This window comes from Pectobacterium brasiliense (genome assembly GCF_016950255.1).
Taxonomy (GTDB): domain Bacteria; phylum Pseudomonadota; class Gammaproteobacteria; order Enterobacterales; family Enterobacteriaceae; genus Pectobacterium; species Pectobacterium brasiliense.
On sequence record NZ_JACGFN010000001.1, the window covers coordinates 2249386 to 2267288 of the forward strand.

At 53.7% G+C, this 17903-nt stretch carries 10 protein-coding genes and 1 pseudogene; 4 read left to right on the top strand and 7 right to left on the bottom strand.

Annotation, left to right across the window (positions count from 1 at the left end; translation table 11 throughout):
• Positions 1-141: 141 nt before the first annotated feature.
• Positions 142-2511: a TonB-dependent siderophore receptor gene (locus H4F65_RS10055; protein WP_010282316.1), complete on the bottom strand. Its 2370-nt coding sequence runs from the start codon at positions 2509-2511 to the stop codon at positions 142-144.
• Positions 2512-3233: 722 nt separating this feature from the next.
• Complete coding sequence (locus H4F65_RS10060) at positions 3234-3626, bottom strand: hypothetical protein (RefSeq protein ID WP_010282300.1); 393 nt, start codon at positions 3624-3626, stop codon at positions 3234-3236.
• A gap of 902 nt (positions 3627-4528) precedes the next feature.
• On the opposite strand from H4F65_RS10060, the gene acs reads away from it, so the two are divergent.
• From acs to H4F65_RS10080, 4 genes are all read left to right on the top strand, one after another.
• Positions 4529-6490 carry an acetate--CoA ligase gene (acs, locus tag H4F65_RS10065; protein ID WP_010282287.1) on the top strand — a complete coding sequence of 654 codons (1962 nt, stop codon included), beginning with the start codon at positions 4529-4531 and terminating at the stop codon, positions 6488-6490.
• 125 nt (positions 6491-6615) lie between these two features.
• Positions 6616-6927 carry a DUF485 domain-containing protein gene (locus H4F65_RS10070; protein ID WP_010282284.1) on the top strand — a complete coding sequence of 104 codons (312 nt, stop codon included), beginning with the start codon at positions 6616-6618 and terminating at the stop codon, positions 6925-6927.
• A complete protein-coding gene (actP, locus tag H4F65_RS10075) occupies positions 6924-8582 on the top strand; it encodes a cation/acetate symporter ActP (protein ID WP_010282283.1) in 1659 nt (552 codons plus the stop codon). The genes H4F65_RS10070 and actP overlap by 4 nt, the downstream gene beginning before the upstream one ends.
• 178 nt (positions 8583-8760) lie before the next feature.
• A complete protein-coding gene (locus H4F65_RS10080; RefSeq protein ID WP_010282281.1) occupies positions 8761-9669 on the top strand; it encodes an Rpn family recombination-promoting nuclease/putative transposase in 909 nt (302 codons plus the stop codon).
• A 141-nt stretch (positions 9670-9810) separates the two neighbouring features.
• Here the strand turns inward: H4F65_RS10080 and H4F65_RS10085 are convergent, their stop codons facing one another.
• From H4F65_RS10085 to H4F65_RS10105, 5 genes and pseudogenes are all read right to left on the bottom strand, one after another.
• Positions 9811-11541, bottom strand: a complete 1731-nt coding sequence (locus H4F65_RS10085; RefSeq protein WP_039318889.1) for a polysaccharide lyase family protein — start codon at positions 11539-11541, stop codon at positions 9811-9813.
• Between the two features lie 324 nt (positions 11542-11865).
• A complete protein-coding gene (locus H4F65_RS10090) occupies positions 11866-13995 on the bottom strand; it encodes an HlyD family efflux transporter periplasmic adaptor subunit (protein ID WP_010282276.1) in 2130 nt (709 codons plus the stop codon).
• A gap of 2 nt (positions 13996-13997) precedes the next feature.
• Entirely contained in the window at positions 13998-15353 is a 1356-nt protein-coding gene (locus H4F65_RS10095; protein WP_010282274.1) for an efflux RND transporter periplasmic adaptor subunit, read from the bottom strand.
• A complete protein-coding gene (locus H4F65_RS10100; protein WP_010282272.1) occupies positions 15350-16105 on the bottom strand; it encodes an efflux RND transporter periplasmic adaptor subunit in 756 nt (251 codons plus the stop codon). Before H4F65_RS10100 ends, H4F65_RS10095 begins: the two co-directional genes overlap by 4 nt.
• Positions 16105-17897, bottom strand: a pseudogene (locus tag H4F65_RS10105) (TolC family protein). Before H4F65_RS10105 ends, H4F65_RS10100 begins: the two are co-directional and overlap by 1 nt.
• Positions 17898-17903: the final 6 nt, after the last annotated feature.

Sequence of the window (17903 nt, forward strand, 5' to 3'; positions counted from 1 at the left end):
ATTTTCATTATCATTAACAGCAAAGTCAACGACTATTCACGTTTATCATGACGATTACGCGAAAAAGGAGGGCGTTGCATGGCGTGCATGCAAAAAGAAAGAAGCCCGGAGGCTTCTTTCAGTGAGAGTAGAGAAAGAGGATTACCAGCGATAGCTGACATTCGCGCTAACGTTACGGCCTTCACCGTAGTAGCACCAATAGTTACAGGCGCTGACATACTCACGGTTTGTCAGGTTGGTTGCATTAACCTGCAACCGCCAGTCTTTGCTGAAATCATAGGCGATCATCGCATCCCACAGCGTATAAGCCGGAACCTTCATATCCGCCGAATTGGCGATGTCACCGTAAGAACTGCCCACATAGCGCACACCGCTGCCGATACTTAATCCTTCCAGCTTGCCGTTAAAGGCATAGGTCGCCCAGCCAGACATGATATGTTCAGGCAGGCCCGGTAGGCGTTTACCCACCTCACCGACAGAACCGGATTTAGTCGTCTCCACTTCGTTGTACGTGTAGTTTGCCGTCAGCGTCAGACCGGCGTAAACCTCGCCACTGAATTCCAATTCAAGGCCGCGTGAACGCGCTTCACCCGCCTGAATAGTCAAACTCGGGTTCTTAGGATCCGTCGTTTTAACGTTTTTCTGTTCCAGATTAAACAGGGCAGCAGAGGCATAACCGTTAAAGCCTTCCGGCGTATATTTCACGCCAACTTCCGTCTGTTGGCCTTCTTCCGGCACATAAGGACGTTGGTAACCATCGCGACCCGACACCGGCAGGAACGATTCTGAGTAGCTGACGTAAGGGGAAATACCGTTATCAAACAGGTACATTACCCCGGCAGTCTTGGTAAATTTGGTATCGTCGGTGCGAGTATCCGCGCCTGATGAAAAATTACGGTCGCGAGACTTCGCTACGTCGTAACGTCCACCTAGCAAGAAGATCAGACGTTCATCATACTTAATCTGATTCTGGACATAATAACCCGTCTGATGGCGGCCAGAGCGGTGATCGAACAGTTGGCTGTCCGGCGACGTATAGTTGCCGTAAACCGGGTCAAAAATATCGATAGGTTGGCCAAAGGAGTACAAATTCCCATCACGGCTTTGCGTATTGGCACGGCGGTAGTCGAACCCAAGCAGCATAGTATTTTCAATATTTTCCCACTGCCATTCGCCCACTAAACGGTTGTCCGTAGCCCAGTTTTGCGCAAAGCCGTCACGGTAGGTCAGCCCACGGTTGGCGTGGCGATCATCAGCCATGCTCAGCGCGTAAGCATTGCGCAAATCCAAATTCAGATAGGCATAATTCACATTCTGGTGGAACGTCCAGGTATCGTTGAAATGATGTGTGAGCTCATAGCCTAAGTTGAACTGTCGGCTGTCGTGGCGGTTCATCCCCGGTTCGCCCAACGACGTTTTATAGCCGACTTTACCAAACGGTGTGCCATGTAGTGTACCGTACGGCAGCTTAAAGCCGTTGGTCGTGTCGGATTTCGTATCCATGTAGCTGGCTAACACGGTCAGTTCCGTGTCTTCTCCGAGGAACGTGACGCTCGGTGCCAGATAAAAGCGCTTACTCTTCGAAAAATCCATCTCACCCGAGGTATCACGCGCTAGCGCAACAACCCGATACAGCACCGAGCCGTCATCATTTAACGGACCTGCACTATCGACAGCCAGATGGCGATAATCGTTAGAGCCGTATTCCAGCTCGACTTTCCCCTGCGGCAAACGCGTTGGTCGTTTGGTGATGACATTAACCAGACCGCCCGGCGGGTTTTGCCCGTACAGAACGGAGGCGGGGCCTTTCAGGACTTCGATACGCTCGACGCCGAACGGCTCAATCTGCTGGCCGTAGAAGCCATCTTCATTCAGCGTCGCCAGGCCATTCTGGAACCGTGACTGATCGCTAAATCCACGAATAGTCACCCATTCGGCTTTATTGTCCGGCCCGTATGGCGTCGCGAGGATACCGCTGCTATAGCGCAGCGCCTGATCGATCTTTTGCGCACCGCGCTCTTCGATCTGCTTCTCCGTCACAACCGCAACCGCACGTGGCGTCTCTGAAATCGGCACATCCAGCTTCATTGCCGTATTCGGTGGAGCAGTAACGACGATCCGATCGTTTTTAACAGTAACAGGTGCTGATACAGGCACAGGCTCACTCGCCGTGCGCTGCACTAGCGTCACGCTGCCATCAGCACTGTACTGTGCGCTTAGGCCGCTATTGCTGAGGATCTGCTGGAAGCCCTGCTCAACGCTGTAGTTCCCCTGCAACCCAGCACCGCGCTTACCCGCCACGACAGCCGGATCGTAAGACAGTAATACGCCAGCCTGCTGGGCAAATTGATTGAGCACCTGATTGAGCGGGCCCGACGACACCGTATATTGCTGGACAGGTGCCGCAGACGCAGCATAGGCCACCGCCATTGGCAACACTGAGGCAAACGACGCCCCAAGTACCCCGGCGCGTAAAGTACGCGCCAATAGGTGGGTACGGAATTTAACCATTATTTATCCCCTATCGCATAAGAAACGCTTGTTTTCAAAAACTATGCCAATTGAGAGAGTAAAAAGGGGAACCAGAAATCGAAGAATAATTAAAGTAATCCGTTATCAATCAGAAATATTAGGGAAAATACGTTCCGCTATTGGTAAACCGACACGGTGATTAATAAAAAACTGACGTCTGTTTTATGAAAACGTGCTATCGGCGATAAGCGCTATATCAGCTAAACAGCATCAATAATTAGACGATAGTCTATTTATTCATTTGTCATCCTGTAGGATTCAACACGCTAAAAATAAAGAAAATTTACAGAGCCTATTGCCAGCATTTAATAACCCATGATGCCTAAGGGAATAATTTATGAACAGACAGAAGGAGGAGTGGAGAGGAAAAAGGAAAGGCTGGATGATATCGAAACGTTTCGCTGTTTATTTTAAACAAGCATATTTTATGCAATAAAATAGTTAACTCTCTATTTTTCTTAACTTTAACGTCGTCGTGGTTAATAAAGAATGCCCTTCATTCTTCATTCACAAAAAACTGGCGCGACGTTATCGTTCTACTGGCCGTCAGCGAGTATTAGAGAAATCGATTACTTGTTGAGGAAACGATGCTAGCTCAGCCGCAGCAGCGTTACTAATAATAATTTTTCTTTTGTCGTTATTTTCCACTGGAAAATACACGTCTCTAGTCTTCCGGCCAGATAATCTCCGATTATTCAAGCTTATGATGCTAAATTCGTCGAAGGCTCAACCGCATCCTGGTTTAGGATCAGCAGAGAAAGCACTCGATTTTCAACGTTCAGTTTCGAAAAAGACAGCGTACTGAGCTGCTTTTTGGTAAAGCCATCAGACAACAAATCCGAGACCACGCGCGTACTCAACATGTTGGAATTCGTCATAAAATCGTGATAGGCAAACTTCACGTTGATAGGGAGTACATCATCAATTGAGACGGGCGTATTCATTTCAGCACGCAATCCAAAATGAGCGTTGAAAGCAGAATTCGCACAGACGACCTTACATTTCTCGTCAATCACCGCCACTGCACGTCTATCATTCTGAACTGGTTGAGAAAGCATGCCTAAAATCTCATTCCGGCCAAATATCAGACTCATTGTTTCCTCTGCATCATGCTATATAAAAAGATATCTCACAGCATGCCATGACGCCACGGCGCACCATTGATAAGCAATCAACCTACCGGAATTTAAAAGGTTTCCGGACTAATAGTGTTCTTCCCCACCCCAGAAAATCACCTAATGAAAATAGTGAATTTCGCTAACCGGAACCGCTTACGCGTTCTCAGGCTACTGGGGCTCAAACATCTGCCGCCTTACTCAGCGTCAGTGATGTTGGGTATGTCTATGTTATTTATTTTTGGAAACCGGATATTTCTGAATCAGACACAAAAAATAACACTTCATTTTTCTTTTTTTCAGCGGCTAGCACACGGCATCTTTAGGCTTTTTAAGAAGGCCCACATCTGTGCTGTGGAACCCACCTAAAGTGTAGATTATTCACACTTATCTGCCCGTTGATAATCAGATAAATCTATTTCATTAATAGTCTACATATAATTAACAAATGAAACAAAATTTCAACACATCAACCATAGTTGAACGCGCTAAATAGCTGGCCTACGTAGGAATATACTCTGAACAGAATTTTTACTATCGGCTGAATAAGCGGGATCTTTATGCCTTTTGATCGTAAAGGGCGATCAAAAACTTGATAACAATAGATATAATCTATTGAAAACAATGAATTGATCGTTAATGACATTATAACAGCACTGATAATTCTGCCGGCAGTCATATTGTGACACACATCACTTAGTGCATTTTGACTACCACGAAAAAGTTGCCTGTTTTCTGAACCAAAAGACTATCTTTTAAGTAATGCCCCACTGCTTTTCCTGCATTGCGTGATCAATCGCGCAAAAAAGAAACAAAGATAACTGGTTAACTAGAATTAACCATTATTTGACATAGCATTAACATGTTTAAGGAGAAGCGCTATGACACAACATAATAAACACGCTATTCCCGCTTCAATTGCGGAAAATGCACTGATAAATGCCCAGCAATACAAAAATATGTATCAGCTGTCCGTTGACGACCCCGACGCCTTTTGGGGCGAGCAGGGAAAGATCGTCGATTGGATCAAACCCTATAAAACGATCAAGAACACCTCATTCGACCCCGGCCACATCAGTATCCGCTGGTTTGAAGACGGTACACTTAATGTGGCAGCAAACTGCCTGGATCGCCATCTGGCCGAGCGTGGCGATCAAACCGCCATCATCTGGGAAGGTGATGACGCGACAGAAAGTAAAAAAGTCACTTACCGTGAACTGCATCAGTCCGTGTGCCGCTTCGCCAATGTGCTGAAGTCGCAGGGCGTCAAAAAAGGCGATGTTGTTGCTATTTATATGCCAATGGTGCCGGAAGCAGCGGTGGCAATGCTGGCCTGCGCCAGAGTCGGGGCGATTCATTCAGTGATCTTCGGGGGCTTCTCTCCCGAAGCGATTTCCGGGCGTATCATCGACTCCAATGCCAAATTGGTCATCACTGCTGATGAAGGCGTACGCGCCGGACGAGTGATTCCGCTGAAGAAGAATATTGATGAGGCGTTAAAGAACCCGAACGTCACCACCATTTCCAGCGTTATCGTTTTCCGCCGTACGGGTAAGACCGGTGAATGGCAGGACGGGCGCGATCTGTGGTGGCACGATCTGGTTGAAAAAGCAGACGATCATTGTCCGCCAGAAGAGATGAACGCGGAAGATCCGCTCTTTATTCTTTATACGTCAGGCTCGACCGGTAAACCCAAAGGTGTGTTGCACACCACTGGCGGCTATCTGGTTTATGCTGCGCTGACCTTCAAGTATGTATTCGACTATCATCCCGGCGACATTTACTGGTGTACGGCGGACGTTGGCTGGGTCACGGGGCACAGTTACCTGCTTTATGGCCCACTGGCATGCGGTGCGATTACGCTGATGTTCGAAGGGGTACCAACGTGGCCGGACGCCAGCCGCATGGCGCAAGTGGTCGATAAGCATAAGGTCAACATCCTCTATACCGCTCCCACCGCGATCCGCGCGCTGATGGCTGAAGGTGATAAAGCGATCGAGGGCACATCGCGTGAATCCCTTCGGATCATGGGTTCCGTCGGCGAGCCGATCAACCCAGAAGCCTGGGAATGGTATTTCAACAAAATCGGCAATGGCAAATGCCCTATCGTCGATACCTGGTGGCAGACAGAAACGGGCGGCTTCATGATCACCCCACTGCCGGGCGCGATTGAGCCGAAAGCCGGTTCCGCGACACGCCCGTTCTTCGGTGTACAGCCTGCGCTCGTCGATAACCTCGGCAACCCGCAAGAAGGTACCGCTGAAGGCAATCTGGTCATCGTAGATTCCTGGCCGGGTCAGGCTCGAACCCTGTTTGGCGATCACGACCGCTTTGAGCAAACCTATTTCTCTACCTTTAAAGGCATGTACTTCAGCGGCGACGGCGCGCGCCGTGACGAAGATGGCTATTACTGGATCACGGGTCGCGTTGACGACGTGCTGAACGTTTCCGGGCATCGTCTGGGGACGGCGGAAATCGAATCAGCGCTCGTTGCACACCCCAAGATTGCCGAAGCAGCCGTGGTCGGCATTCCGCACCATATGAAAGGGCAGGCTATTTACGCCTACATCACGCTGAACCACGGCGAAGAGCCATCCAGCGAGCTGTATACGGAAGTCCGCAATTGGGTGCGTAAGGAAATCGGTCCGATTGCTACACCGGACATCCTGCACTGGACTGACTCTTTACCAAAAACGCGGTCCGGCAAAATCATGCGTCGTATTTTGCGTAAGATCGCCGCCGGTGACACCAGCAATCTGGGGGATACCTCAACGCTGGCCGATCCTGGCGTCGTCGAAAAACTGCTCGAAGAAAAGCAGGCTATGAGTACCGCCTCTCAATAACCCTCTGCCCCACCACTCTCTTCATTCCCGTAAGCCATGATGTGGCTTGCGGGAATGTGGGTGGCGATAAATCAGATGGTGACATCGCGGTAGCACTCAACCCTACAAATTACTGGAGACTTACGATGAATGATGCCATTTATCAACGGATTGAAAGTAACCCCTTATTCAGAGAACTGGTCAATAAGCGACAGCGTTTTGCCGCTTTTCTTTCAATCATCATGCTGGTGCTTTATGTCGGCTTTATTCTGCTGATCGCCTTTGCACCTGGCTGGCTGGGAACGCCGATCGCTCCAGGCTCCAGCATTACCCGCGGCATTCCGATTGGTGTGGGATTGATTGCGATTTCCTTCATTCTGACCGGCGTCTATGTGTATCGCGCTAACGGTGAATTTGATCGTCTGACCAAGCAATTACTGGATGAGGTAAAGCAATGAAAATACGCTTTATGATGCTGTTCGGGCTTTTGACGCTGCCAGTGCTTGCGTGGGCCGCGGATGCCCTCACGGGGGATGTCCAGCGCCAGCCATTGAATATTCAGGCTATCGTGATGTTTCTGCTGTTCGTCGGCGGCACGCTGTATATCACCTACTGGGCGTCGAAGAAAACCCGTTCGCGTAGTGATTACTATACGGCGGGCGGCAACATTACCGGCTTCCAGAACGGGCTGGCGATTGCGGGCGACTACATGTCCGCTGCATCCTTCCTCGGTATTTCTGCGCTGGTCTATACCTCCGGCTACGACGGCCTGATTTACTCACTCGGCTTTTTGGTTGGCTGGCCCATTATTCTGTTTCTGATCGCAGAGCGGCTACGTAACCTCGGGCGTTATACCTTTGCTGACGTCGCCTCCTACCGTTTGCAACAGCGCCCGATCCGCAGCCTCTCCGCCTGTGGTTCGCTGGTGGTGGTGGCGCTGTACCTCATCGCACAGATGGTAGGTGCGGGGAAGCTCATCGAACTGCTGTTCGGCCTCAATTACCACATTGCCGTGGTGCTGGTCGGTATTCTGATGGTGATGTACGTGATGTTTGGCGGCATGCTCGCCACCACATGGGTGCAGATTATTAAAGCCGTCCTGCTGCTGTTCGGTGCCACCTTCATGGCCGTGATGGTCATGAAATCCGTAGGCTTCAGCTTTGACACCCTGTTCAAACAGGCGATGGCGGTTCACCCAAAAGGCGCGTCGATCATGAGCCCCGGCGGACTGGTTTCCGACCCAATATCCGCGTTGTCCCTTGGGCTAGGTCTGATGTTCGGTACGGCCGGTCTTCCGCACATCCTGATGCGTTTCTTCACCGTCAGCGATGCGAAAGAAGCACGAAAGAGCGTGTTCTACGCCACGGGGTTCATGGGTTATTTCTACTTCCTGACCTTCATCATCGGTTTTGGTGCCATCCTGCTGGTCAGCGCGAATCCTGCGTTTAAGGACGCAACGGGTGCGCTTATCGGTGGAAATAACATGGCGGCCGTGCATCTGGCCGATGCGGTCGGCGGTGACTTCTTCCTCGGCTTTATCTCCGCCGTGGCCTTTGCCACCATTTTGGCCGTCGTCGCGGGTCTGACGCTGGCAGGGGCTTCTGCCGTGTCCCACGATCTCTACTCTAACGTGATCAAGAAAGGGAAAGCGACGGAGCGTGATGAGCTGAAAGTCTCGAAAATCACCGTACTGGTGCTGGGCGTGGTGGCGATTTCGCTCGGTATCCTGTTTGAGAACCAGAACATCGCCTTCATGGTCGGGTTAGCGTTCTCCATCGCCGCGAGCTGTAACTTCCCGATTATTATCATCTCCATGTATTGGTCGAAGCTCACCACGCGCGGCGCAATGGTTGGCGGCTGGGCAGGGCTGTTGACGGCAGTCATCTTGATGATATTGGGGCCGACGATCTGGGTGAAAATCCTCGGTCACGCTACGCCTATTTACCCTTACGACTATCCAGCGCTGTTCTCCATGCTGGTGGCGTTTATCGGGATCTGGTTCTTCTCCATCACCGACCGTTCGGCAGCCGGACAGCAGGAACGCGCACGCTTCCATGCACAGTTTGTCCGCTCACAAACTGGCGTCGGCGCATCAAAAGGCAGTTCCCACTAATCTTCCTCTCACTGGCCCGCAGTCGCGGGCCAGCTATTCTCTGAAACCCAGCGCTCTGCGTTGTTGAAAATCGCTCCTGCGATTTTTTGCGGGACGGATTCCCAATAGTAACCTGTAGACTTTCCAGCGCTGCACGATTCGCTATGGTGTCGGCATACACATCACAGGGAAGGATGCGATGCAACCTCACGATGCCATCTTCAAACAGTTCTTAAGCGATATTGATATCGCCAGAGATTTTCTTGCCGCCCATTTACCATCCGCTATTCAGCAACAGTGCGATTTCAGTACATTGCAGTTAGAGTCTGCATCGTTTATCGAAAACACATTACGCTCGCGTCTGTCAGACATGTTGTACTCACTGCAAACTCGCTCTGGTTCTGGGTATATCTATTGCGTCATAGAGCATCAAAGTCGCCCTGACAAGCTCATGGCTTTCCGGTTATTACGCTATTGCCTTGATGCGATGCAGCAGCATTTATCACAGGGTCATCAGTCGTTACCCGTGGTTATTCCACTCCTGTTCTATCACGGCAAACGTAGTCCTTATCCGTATAGTATGCAGTGGCTGGATCATTTCACCGATCCACCGCTGGCAGCACAGGTTTACCATCATGCCTTTCCGCTGATAGACCTAACCGTTATTCCAGATGAAGAGATCAAAACGCACCGCCGTGCCGCACTACTGGAACTCGTACAGAAACACATCAGAACACGGGATATGCTGGAATTGGCGCACGACATCGGGCTATTATTTGAACACTGGAACCTGTCTTTGCCACTGCGGCACGCATTATTACTGTACGTCGCGACAGTGGGTAATACATCTGACATAGACAGGTTCATTGATTCAGTGGCTGAGCCCCTGTCAACGCATAAGGAGGACACAATGACCATTGCACAACAATTACACCAAAGGGGATTTGAGCAGGGGATGCAGGCAGGTATGCAAGAAGGGATGAAATCTAGCGCGCTAAACATCGCCCGCCAGTTACTGCAAAACAAGATGGAGCAGGAGCTAGTCCAGCGCGTTACCCAACTGTCCGATGAAGAAATGGCGCAGTTGCTCCGCAGCGAGCAGAAATAGTTTTTATCGTGGGCTATCCCTGCCCACGCCCCTTCGGGCCAACGCTGCGCATTGTTGAAAATCGCTCCTGCGCTTTTTTATCGTGGGCTATCCCTGCCCACGGTTCTGCGAAACCCAGCGCCTCTCATTTTAAAACGGGTTTTATTCCTCGCTTAACGTCACCACGTCATACATCACGCTGCCGCCTTTTAATTGCAGCGTGATCGTGTTGTTGCCGTTTTTCAGAAAGCGGGATGACACGGGGATACGGGCGATGTGATAACGACCACTCTGTAGCGCACCGCGATAAATGGTTTTGTCGTTTGCGTAAGTCAGCGTTTCCAACGTGGTGCCGTTCACCGCTACCGCCAGCTGTGGCATGGTCGGCTCACTCATGCCGCTGTTGCTCGCCGCCGCCAGCGCGATGTTCAGGAAATAGGTTTTCTTCTCTGGTTGCAGGGCAAAACGGATATCCCATTTTCCCGGTTTAGTCTGCGCGTAATACCAGTCACGCTGATAGTCGCTGCGGCCAATATCGAACGTCAGATTTGCCGGAACCTCATGCTGCCAGCGGGTGTTGCGAGCCTCATTGCCAAACCGGAATTCGCTCGCCTGCCGATTGGCTTGCCCAATCGCCCAGACAACCGGCTCGGCTTTGGGCAGTGTTATCACAGGCAGCACTTGCTTATCACCGGAAACGGATAGCGTTTGTTCTGCCACTATCCCTGGCTGCGTACCGCTGTTGGCGTATACCGCCAGATGATAATTGCCCGGACGGACATGGGGAATCGCAAAATTCCCCTGAGTATCCGTGGTTGCCTGATACGAATAGCCGCGAGTTTGCACATCAAACGGTTCATCCAGCGATGACGAAAGCACGACGGTCACCGACTGCTGGCTGGCAACGCGTCCGCTAACCTGCGTGCGCTCTCGCGCATAGCGGGAATCGTCCACCCATTGGTACGGCCAATTGACGGTTTCCGTCAGCGCCTGACGCTGAGCATCCGCCAGCATGTGTCCGGTATCGCCCTGATTGATATACAGCAGCCACGGACCGTAGAATTTTTTCCAGCCTGGTGGGGCGACCATATCCGGCGTGCCGAAGTGCGAACCCGTCATGTAGTTCAGGATGATCGCATCCTGATGCACCAACAGATCCTGCTTGAGCGCATCGCCGGAGAAATATTCCCGATTGCCGTGAATCAACCACGCCCCAACGCCATTACCGAAAACACCCCAGAAAGGCGCAGCACGCATGTAACCGGCGAAATCATATTTGGAATAAATGCTGTCATCCGGCAGTCTCCAGGTTTCATCCTGCACCTTCGGCGACGCTTCGAGCTGACTGTAGAGCAGCGGTTTACCCTGACGATCGCCATTGTAGAGATGATCTAACCGGGCGGGATCGAAGCGATAGACGTTACGTAGTTCACTGACTTTAACATCCTGATTTCCGCTATTTTCAGCAACGACATAGCTATAAAGCCCGCTAACACCGCGACGCATAATCAGATGATATTCAAGCCGTAACAGCCCATCTCGATCGTCGATATAGGCGACATGCGCCATCTCACGATCGTTGCGCAGCACCTCTACCCGCTCGGGGACAAAATCTTTGACGCCTTTAGCATGAGCATCGTTAATATAATAATCGAGGTAGGCGCTACGCGTTTTGCTTGGGTCACGCGCCGCGCCGGACAGGTTAGTGACGATATTTTTGCCTCCCGTCACCATGCTCACCGCGCTGCCATCCTCTCCGAATGCGACCTTCAGCAAACCGTTATCCAGCACGGTATTCAAACCAGAAACAGATAACGACACCGCATTATCCTGCGCGCTATAGCTATAGGGTGCCAGCATGGCCCCCACCAACAACAAGACAGATCGCTTCACAGTCAGCCCTCTTGTGTTCAATTGGTTAGACAGAATTTTTATCGCTTCCGTTCAGGCCACTGCCGCTTCAATATCGAGATACATGGGGCTACCACGGTGATGAGGTATCCCAGCGGGAACCTCATCACCGTGTTTCCCCTAATATCCAACATTGGGTGTCACCTGAGATATCAAAAAAATGCCAGCTATTTGAAATATATAGCCGTGATGGGAACAACATAATCGAGGGGATAAGCGCCCTCCTTCACGCTACTGCCAGCACAAACAAGAATCTGGCAATAACGGAAAGGAAGTCAGGATCGACATCGCAGAAATCAAAACTGATCAGAATGACAATTCGCGAATCAGTACGGCGGACACCACTTTCCAGCCGCGAATCAACAGGCTTTGCGCCTCACCGTCCATCACCACCGTGCCGCGCAGCACCTGCGGCTGAGCACGATAATCGTCAGGCAGACTGAGCAACACGCGATAAACGGCTTGTTCAGGGTGCAGCTTGCGTTGTGCATCGCTCAGCGTGGCAATATCTCCGCCATAAATTGATGCCAGCTCCGGCGCAGCATTCAGATCGCGGGTTGCCGTGCTGGCAATCTCCACAATGGTGAGCGGCAGCGACGAACGGCTCACATCCTGTAAATAAAACGTCCCCTTTGCACCCGTGCGGAGCCGCTGCCAGTCTTTTTCCGATACGAACGCTTCCACCAGCCCGCCGGTTGGCTTGGTGACAACCACCAGCCATTCGCCCTGTCCCAGCCACTCACCGGTTTCCAGCGGCGTTGTCATATCAGCCACCACGCCATCTATCGGCGCACGCACCGTCAGTTGTTCAGACTGACGTTGCAAGACCTCTAACCTTTGCAGCGCGGCTTCATGCTCCTGCTTTACCCGCTGGTGATCGCCAGCCGCTTCCTTGTTGAATACCTGAAAGGTGCTTTGCCAGTTCAGCGTGGCGATTTGTCGCTCTAGCTGTTTCTGTTCGTGCGCCAGCGCGTCAGACGACAGCGTAAACAGCGTTTGTCCCGCTTTTACAGGCTGGCCGACCTTCACGTCAATACGCTGAATCATCGCAGGCACAGGCATATACAGGCTGCTTTGCTGTTCCGCCCGCAGCAGTGCCGGTGCGTACACGCCGCGCTGCCAGGGAATCATCAGCAAGAGCAGAACCACGGCGCTCACAACCAGCGTTGTCGTCATATTACGGTTCATACGGTAATCCTTACGGCGTTTACTCCATTCGCGCACTTCATTTACCACTGGCATCACCACGAAGTAGCCGATTTCAATCGCGAAAAGCAGCATCCCCAGCAGTTTGAACGTCATGTGGTAAACCAGAATCGCGATACCGGTAAACAGGAAGAAACGGTATATCCACACCGCGAAGGCATAGCCCACCAGCGTGCGTTGCAGCCAGCGTGGAAAGTGCTCCGGCGGCGCATCGCCTAAGCCGAACAGCCATTCCCGCATCTGCCAGCGGCCGATAGCGAAGCCCCGATTTTGCAGATTCGGCATCTGCAATCCATCGGACAGCAGGAAATAGCCGTCGAATCGCATCAGCGGGCTGAGGTTAATCGCCAGCGTCATAATCCAGGTTGTCGTCGCCAGCATAAACGCGGCGCTGCGCAGCATGCCGTCCGGCAAGAAGCTCCATGCAAGCGTCGCCCACGCCGCCAGCACTAGCTCGGTCATCATGCCCGCTGCGCCAATCGCCATCCGCTGCCGGCGGCGGGTGAGCTTCCACGAGCCGGACGTATCGGTGTACAGCACCGGCATCATCACCAGAAACGCGACGCCCATCGTCGCGACCCGCGCACCGAAGCGCTTGCAGGTGTAGGCGTGGCCGAACTCATGCAGAATTTTGGTAAAGCACAGCGTCAGCCCCGCCAGCGCTGCGCCTTCCAGCGTGAAGAAATGCAGAAACGTATGCTTGAACGTTTCCCACTGGCGTCCGGCGAGGAAGAGCCCCAGCACGGCCACCAGCAGCGTCAATTTGAGGAAAGTCCGGCTGAAAAACGGTTCGACCCACGGCAGCGTTGCGCCCAGAAAGCGATCGGGGTGCCATAAGGGAATGCGAAAAAACAGGTAGTTCTTCAGCAGTTTGCGCCAAATCGAAACGCGTGACTGTTCCACCTGACGAGAAAACTGCGCCAGCGCCTCATCGCCGGAAACGCGCGTCAGGCTATTGGCCTGCAAGAAGCGATTGAAGTACTGCACATCGCTGTCATCAAGCGTCAGCGCAGAAGTCTGGTTAACATCGGCCACAATCTGCGCCGCGTTCCCCATCGACCAGCGCGATAGCATCGCCATTTCTGCCCAGCCGATACGAAAATAGAGACCACGCAGCGGATCTTCCAGCGTCCAACTGGGCGATCCGTCGCGGTTAGCCGGTCCGGCGTGCAGGATCAGTTCATCGCGCAGCGGGCTGAGCCCAGCGGCTGGCGTTGCGCCTCCGGCCATCGTTAGACGCCCAGCCAGACGCGCAGGGATGCCAGCGGTTTACGCAGTAGGTAAACGAACAATACCGTGCGTTTCCCGTACAGCTTGGCAGTGCCCTTCAGGCCCACGCGCAGCTGCGGATCATCCTGCGTAAAGCGGGCTCGTAGCCGATAGGCCATCACATTATCCGGCGTCGGCGCGGCGCGATAGCCAATCTGTTCAAGCCGTGCGTCCTGTGCCGAATTCGGTGCAACATTGAGGAACAGGCGCACGTCCGCACCGTTTTCCAGCGCAATCGCATCCGCCGCAGGCAGTTGGATCTCCAGCTCAACATCATGCGGATCGGCGATCATCATGATGCGTTCTCCCACCGCCACCGAGCGCCCAATCCAGTCGCTGCTATCGTCAAAAATCGCCACGCCGTCACGCGGGGAAGCGAGCTGCATGCGTTCCTGCTGACGTTGCAGAAAATCCATCTCGCTCTGCGCCTGTTCGCGGCGGCTTTGCAGCACGGCCAGACTGGCTTTGCTGTTAGCATCGAACAACGCCTGCTGCTGTGCCTGACGATACTGAGCATCAGCGGTAGCAAAAGCCTGTCGGGCCGATTCCAAGCGGTTTTCCAGTTCGCGCACGTCCAGTCGCACCAGCGGCTGATTAGCGCTGACAGTCTGATTAGGGCGAACCAGTATATCATCCACCACGCCCGCCACAGGGGCGCGCACCATCACCGGACGATGCGCGACAATCTCTGCCGGCGCCAGCACCGACTGGCGAACCGGGATCAACAAGATCAGCATCAGCGCCACGATCCCCGCCAGGATCAAACGACGTTTCTTCGGGCTGGTGTTGGTCTGCCGACGACGTTGCTTCAGCAAACTCGACCAGGCGTGAGCGTAGGCGTCTGCCAGTTTTTCCAGCAGCACAATCTCGGCAGGCAGCCACGCGCTGTCCCGTGCTAGCACCAGCACCAGCGGCGTATCGCCCTGCGGTAAGCGCAGCGGCAGCCAGAGTAAAAATTCCGGCAGATGTTCCTGCCACAAAATTTGGTCATCGGCAGGCAGCTCGCGGCATTGCAGCGCCTGCGTTTGACGTCCCTCTTCCTGCCACTGGCGGCACAGGCGGCTAAATTCGGTACAAAACGGCGCGTTGTGATCGAGCGAGGCCAGCCCGGAAGCCGCCTGCAAGCGCCGTTTATCGCAGTACCACAGCAGCGCCTGCCGATACTTCACGACATTGTGCGTCTCGTTAACGATGAAAAACGCCAGTTCATCCAGCGTTTCACGCGCTCTGGCACGGCTTTGCAGCTGCAACAGCTCGGCCAGCAGCGCCAGCCGGGTATCCTGTTCCGTTTGTGCTGCCGTCATGTTCCGTTCGCTCATGGCGACACGCTACCGGCATCAGGCGGTACGATTTGCGCCACGCCGCTCATGCCCGGCAGCAATCCAGCGGTAGACTGAGTAATGCGGCCAAAGACTTTTACCGACTGACTGACCGGATCGATCGCCGAAGAAAGTCGGCTGATTTCTGCCGGATAGCTCAGGCCGGTTTCATCCAGCACGACCTGAAAGGCGCTGCCCTGCTTTAACCACACCAGCCAGCGCGACGGTACGATCATTTCCAGTTCGAACGCGCTGTCATCATAAATCGCTAACAGCTCTTTGCCTTCCGGCACGGATTCCCAACGTTTCACCTTGGTTTCCGTAACGCGACCGGAGAACGGCGCTTTAATCACACAGCGTTGCAGCATGGCGCGATTAACGCCGCTTTCGGCCTGCGCCATCGACACCGACGATCGCGCCTGATCGACATCCGACAGGCTGATCGAATTGAGCTTATCCAGCCGATCGGCAATCGCCAGCTTTTTACGCGCGGCATTCTCTGCGGCGTTTGAGTAATTCAGCTTTTCGCGCAGCACGGTGCAGTCAAACGTCACCAGCGTATCGCCCTGTTTGAAGTGTTCGCCCTCTTTCACCGCAATATCCGTCACTTTCCCGGCAATTTCGCTGGATAACACGGTATAGCGCTGTGCGCTAAGCTGTACGCGAATGTCTCCCGTCGTCGCAGCCTGCCCCAACAGGGGCAGACCTAACGCACTGACCAGCAACAGCGGACGCATCATGCCGAAAGCCATTAACGCGAACCTCCCGCCTGTAGAGATTGCAGGTTATCCCACATATCCGTGTTCACCACGCGATAAGGCTTACCCGCGCTAGCCGACGATGTAGCCGCGGACGAGGCCATTGGCTTCGAGACTGGTGCAGAGGATGGGGTAGATGCGGTTTTCGTCGACGCCGTCGTGGTGGCAGGCGTAGCCGGTGTTGCCAGAGACAGGCGTGGTACCGCAACACCGCCTTTCTCAAGGTTACCCGTGGTGCGGGCAATCGAGCTACTCAGCGCCGCAAGACTGACATCGTTCACGTTATCCGGCAGCACGTCCAGCCCGGCAGCCTGATACACCGCGCCCAGCGCGTTCTGCACATCGGCAAAGCTGCGGTCGCGCGCGCGCGGGTCGTCAGAATGGTTTCCGTACTGACGCGCACCTGTTCCATCTGTGTTTCGGCACGATGCTGTACGCTTAGCGTGGTCTGATTAAGGATGCCACGCTGAATCCGCGCCAGTTCCTGATAGCGGCCAAACATCTGCGTACTCTGCTGATATTCCTGCCAGGCGACGTTCACCTGCGTCAGCACCGCCATGCGCAGCGCCTGACGACGAATTTCCGCCAGATCTTCATTCGCCTGTCCGGCGCGTTTCACCGATGACCACGACAGCACGTTCAGCAGGTTGCCGCTGACCTGAACGCCCGCGTTCGCCCACTGATGATTGACCAGATAGCTGTTGCTATCACCGTTGATACCGGCAAACAGCGACACGCCCGGCAGCAGACGCAGCAGTGATTTACGGGTTTCCAGTACGCTATTGCGTGCCAGATAGCTCTCTTCGCGCACTTCCGGACGTTTAACCATCGAGAAGTTTTCCAGATCGTCGAGCGAGTAGGCCATCTTCGGCGCGACCAGACTGCTTTCGCTCGGTACGACGACATCGTATTTGCTCGACGGCGGCAGGTTCATCAGCGCAGCCAGACGGGATTTCGCCACCACCAGATCGCTGTCGACGATCTCCAACTGACGCACCATCTCCAGCATGTTTTTCTGGAAACGCAGTGCCTCAACCGGAGCCAGCAGACGCTGTTGCTCGGTCTGACGCGCATATTCCAGCGCCTGACGCGCCTGCGTCAGCGCAGTGGTCACTTCCGGCTGCAAGCGCTGTGCCGTTGCGGCTTCCCAATAGGCCGTCCGCACCTGACGGGTAATGTCCGCGACCACGCGACGACGGCGCTCTTCCGCCGCCAGCGATTTGTTCGCCTGTACTTTGGCGTTGAAATAGCTGATACCGAAATCCAGCACGTTCCAGCTCATCGTCAGATCGGCGGTACGCTGGGTCTGATCCTGACTGGTGGACGCTTCCAGCGACTGCCGACCAGTGGTCACCGACTGGCTGCTCGAACCCGCCACATTATCGCGAGTTTGTAACCCAGCGCGCGCGGTCAGTTTCGGTAACAGCATGTCCAGATTCTGTACGCCCAACAGGTCATCTTCCATCGCCTGTTCCAGCAACGCGACCCGCTGTTGCAGGTTATATTTCAGCGCACGAGCAATCGCTTCATCCAGCGTGATCGTGCCGCGCACCGGTTCCTGATTGGCGAACATCTGTGTTCTGTCGCTCAGCGCCTGTGCAACCTGCTGTTCGATCGTAACCGGCTCAGGTTTGACGGCACAGCCAGCCAGCCCCAGACAGGCAATGGCTACCGCGATCCGTAACGCCCGGGAACCCGCGGTGCGTGGTGTAGCCTCGTGTTGAACGTTCTGCTGCTGGCTGTCGTGTTGCTGGCTATCCCAGAAATGCGCTATGTGCTGATTCACCCGGGT

Bases quoted from the DNA above. Each gene is read 5' to 3' on its own strand.
- H4F65_RS10055 (WP_010282316.1), bottom strand. From the start codon at position 2,511: ATGGTTAAATTCCGTACCCACCTATTGGCGCGTACTTTACGCGCCGGG.
- H4F65_RS10060 (WP_010282300.1), bottom strand. From the start codon at position 3,626: ATGAGTCTGATATTTGGCCGGAATGAGATTTTAGGCATGCTTTCTCAA.
- acs (WP_010282287.1), top strand. From the start codon at position 4,529: ATGACACAACATAATAAACACGCTATTCCCGCTTCAATTGCGGAAAAT.
- H4F65_RS10070 (WP_010282284.1), top strand. From the start codon at position 6,616: ATGAATGATGCCATTTATCAACGGATTGAAAGTAACCCCTTATTCAGA.
- actP (WP_010282283.1), top strand. From the start codon at position 6,924: ATGAAAATACGCTTTATGATGCTGTTCGGGCTTTTGACGCTGCCAGTG.
- H4F65_RS10080 (WP_010282281.1), top strand. From the start codon at position 8,761: ATGCAACCTCACGATGCCATCTTCAAACAGTTCTTAAGCGATATTGAT.
- H4F65_RS10090 (WP_010282276.1), bottom strand. From the start codon at position 13,995: ATGGCCGGAGGCGCAACGCCAGCCGCTGGGCTCAGCCCGCTGCGCGAT.
- H4F65_RS10095 (WP_010282274.1), bottom strand. From the start codon at position 15,353: ATGAGCGAACGGAACATGACGGCAGCACAAACGGAACAGGATACCCGG.
- H4F65_RS10100 (WP_010282272.1), bottom strand. From the start codon at position 16,105: ATGGCTTTCGGCATGATGCGTCCGCTGTTGCTGGTCAGTGCGTTAGGT.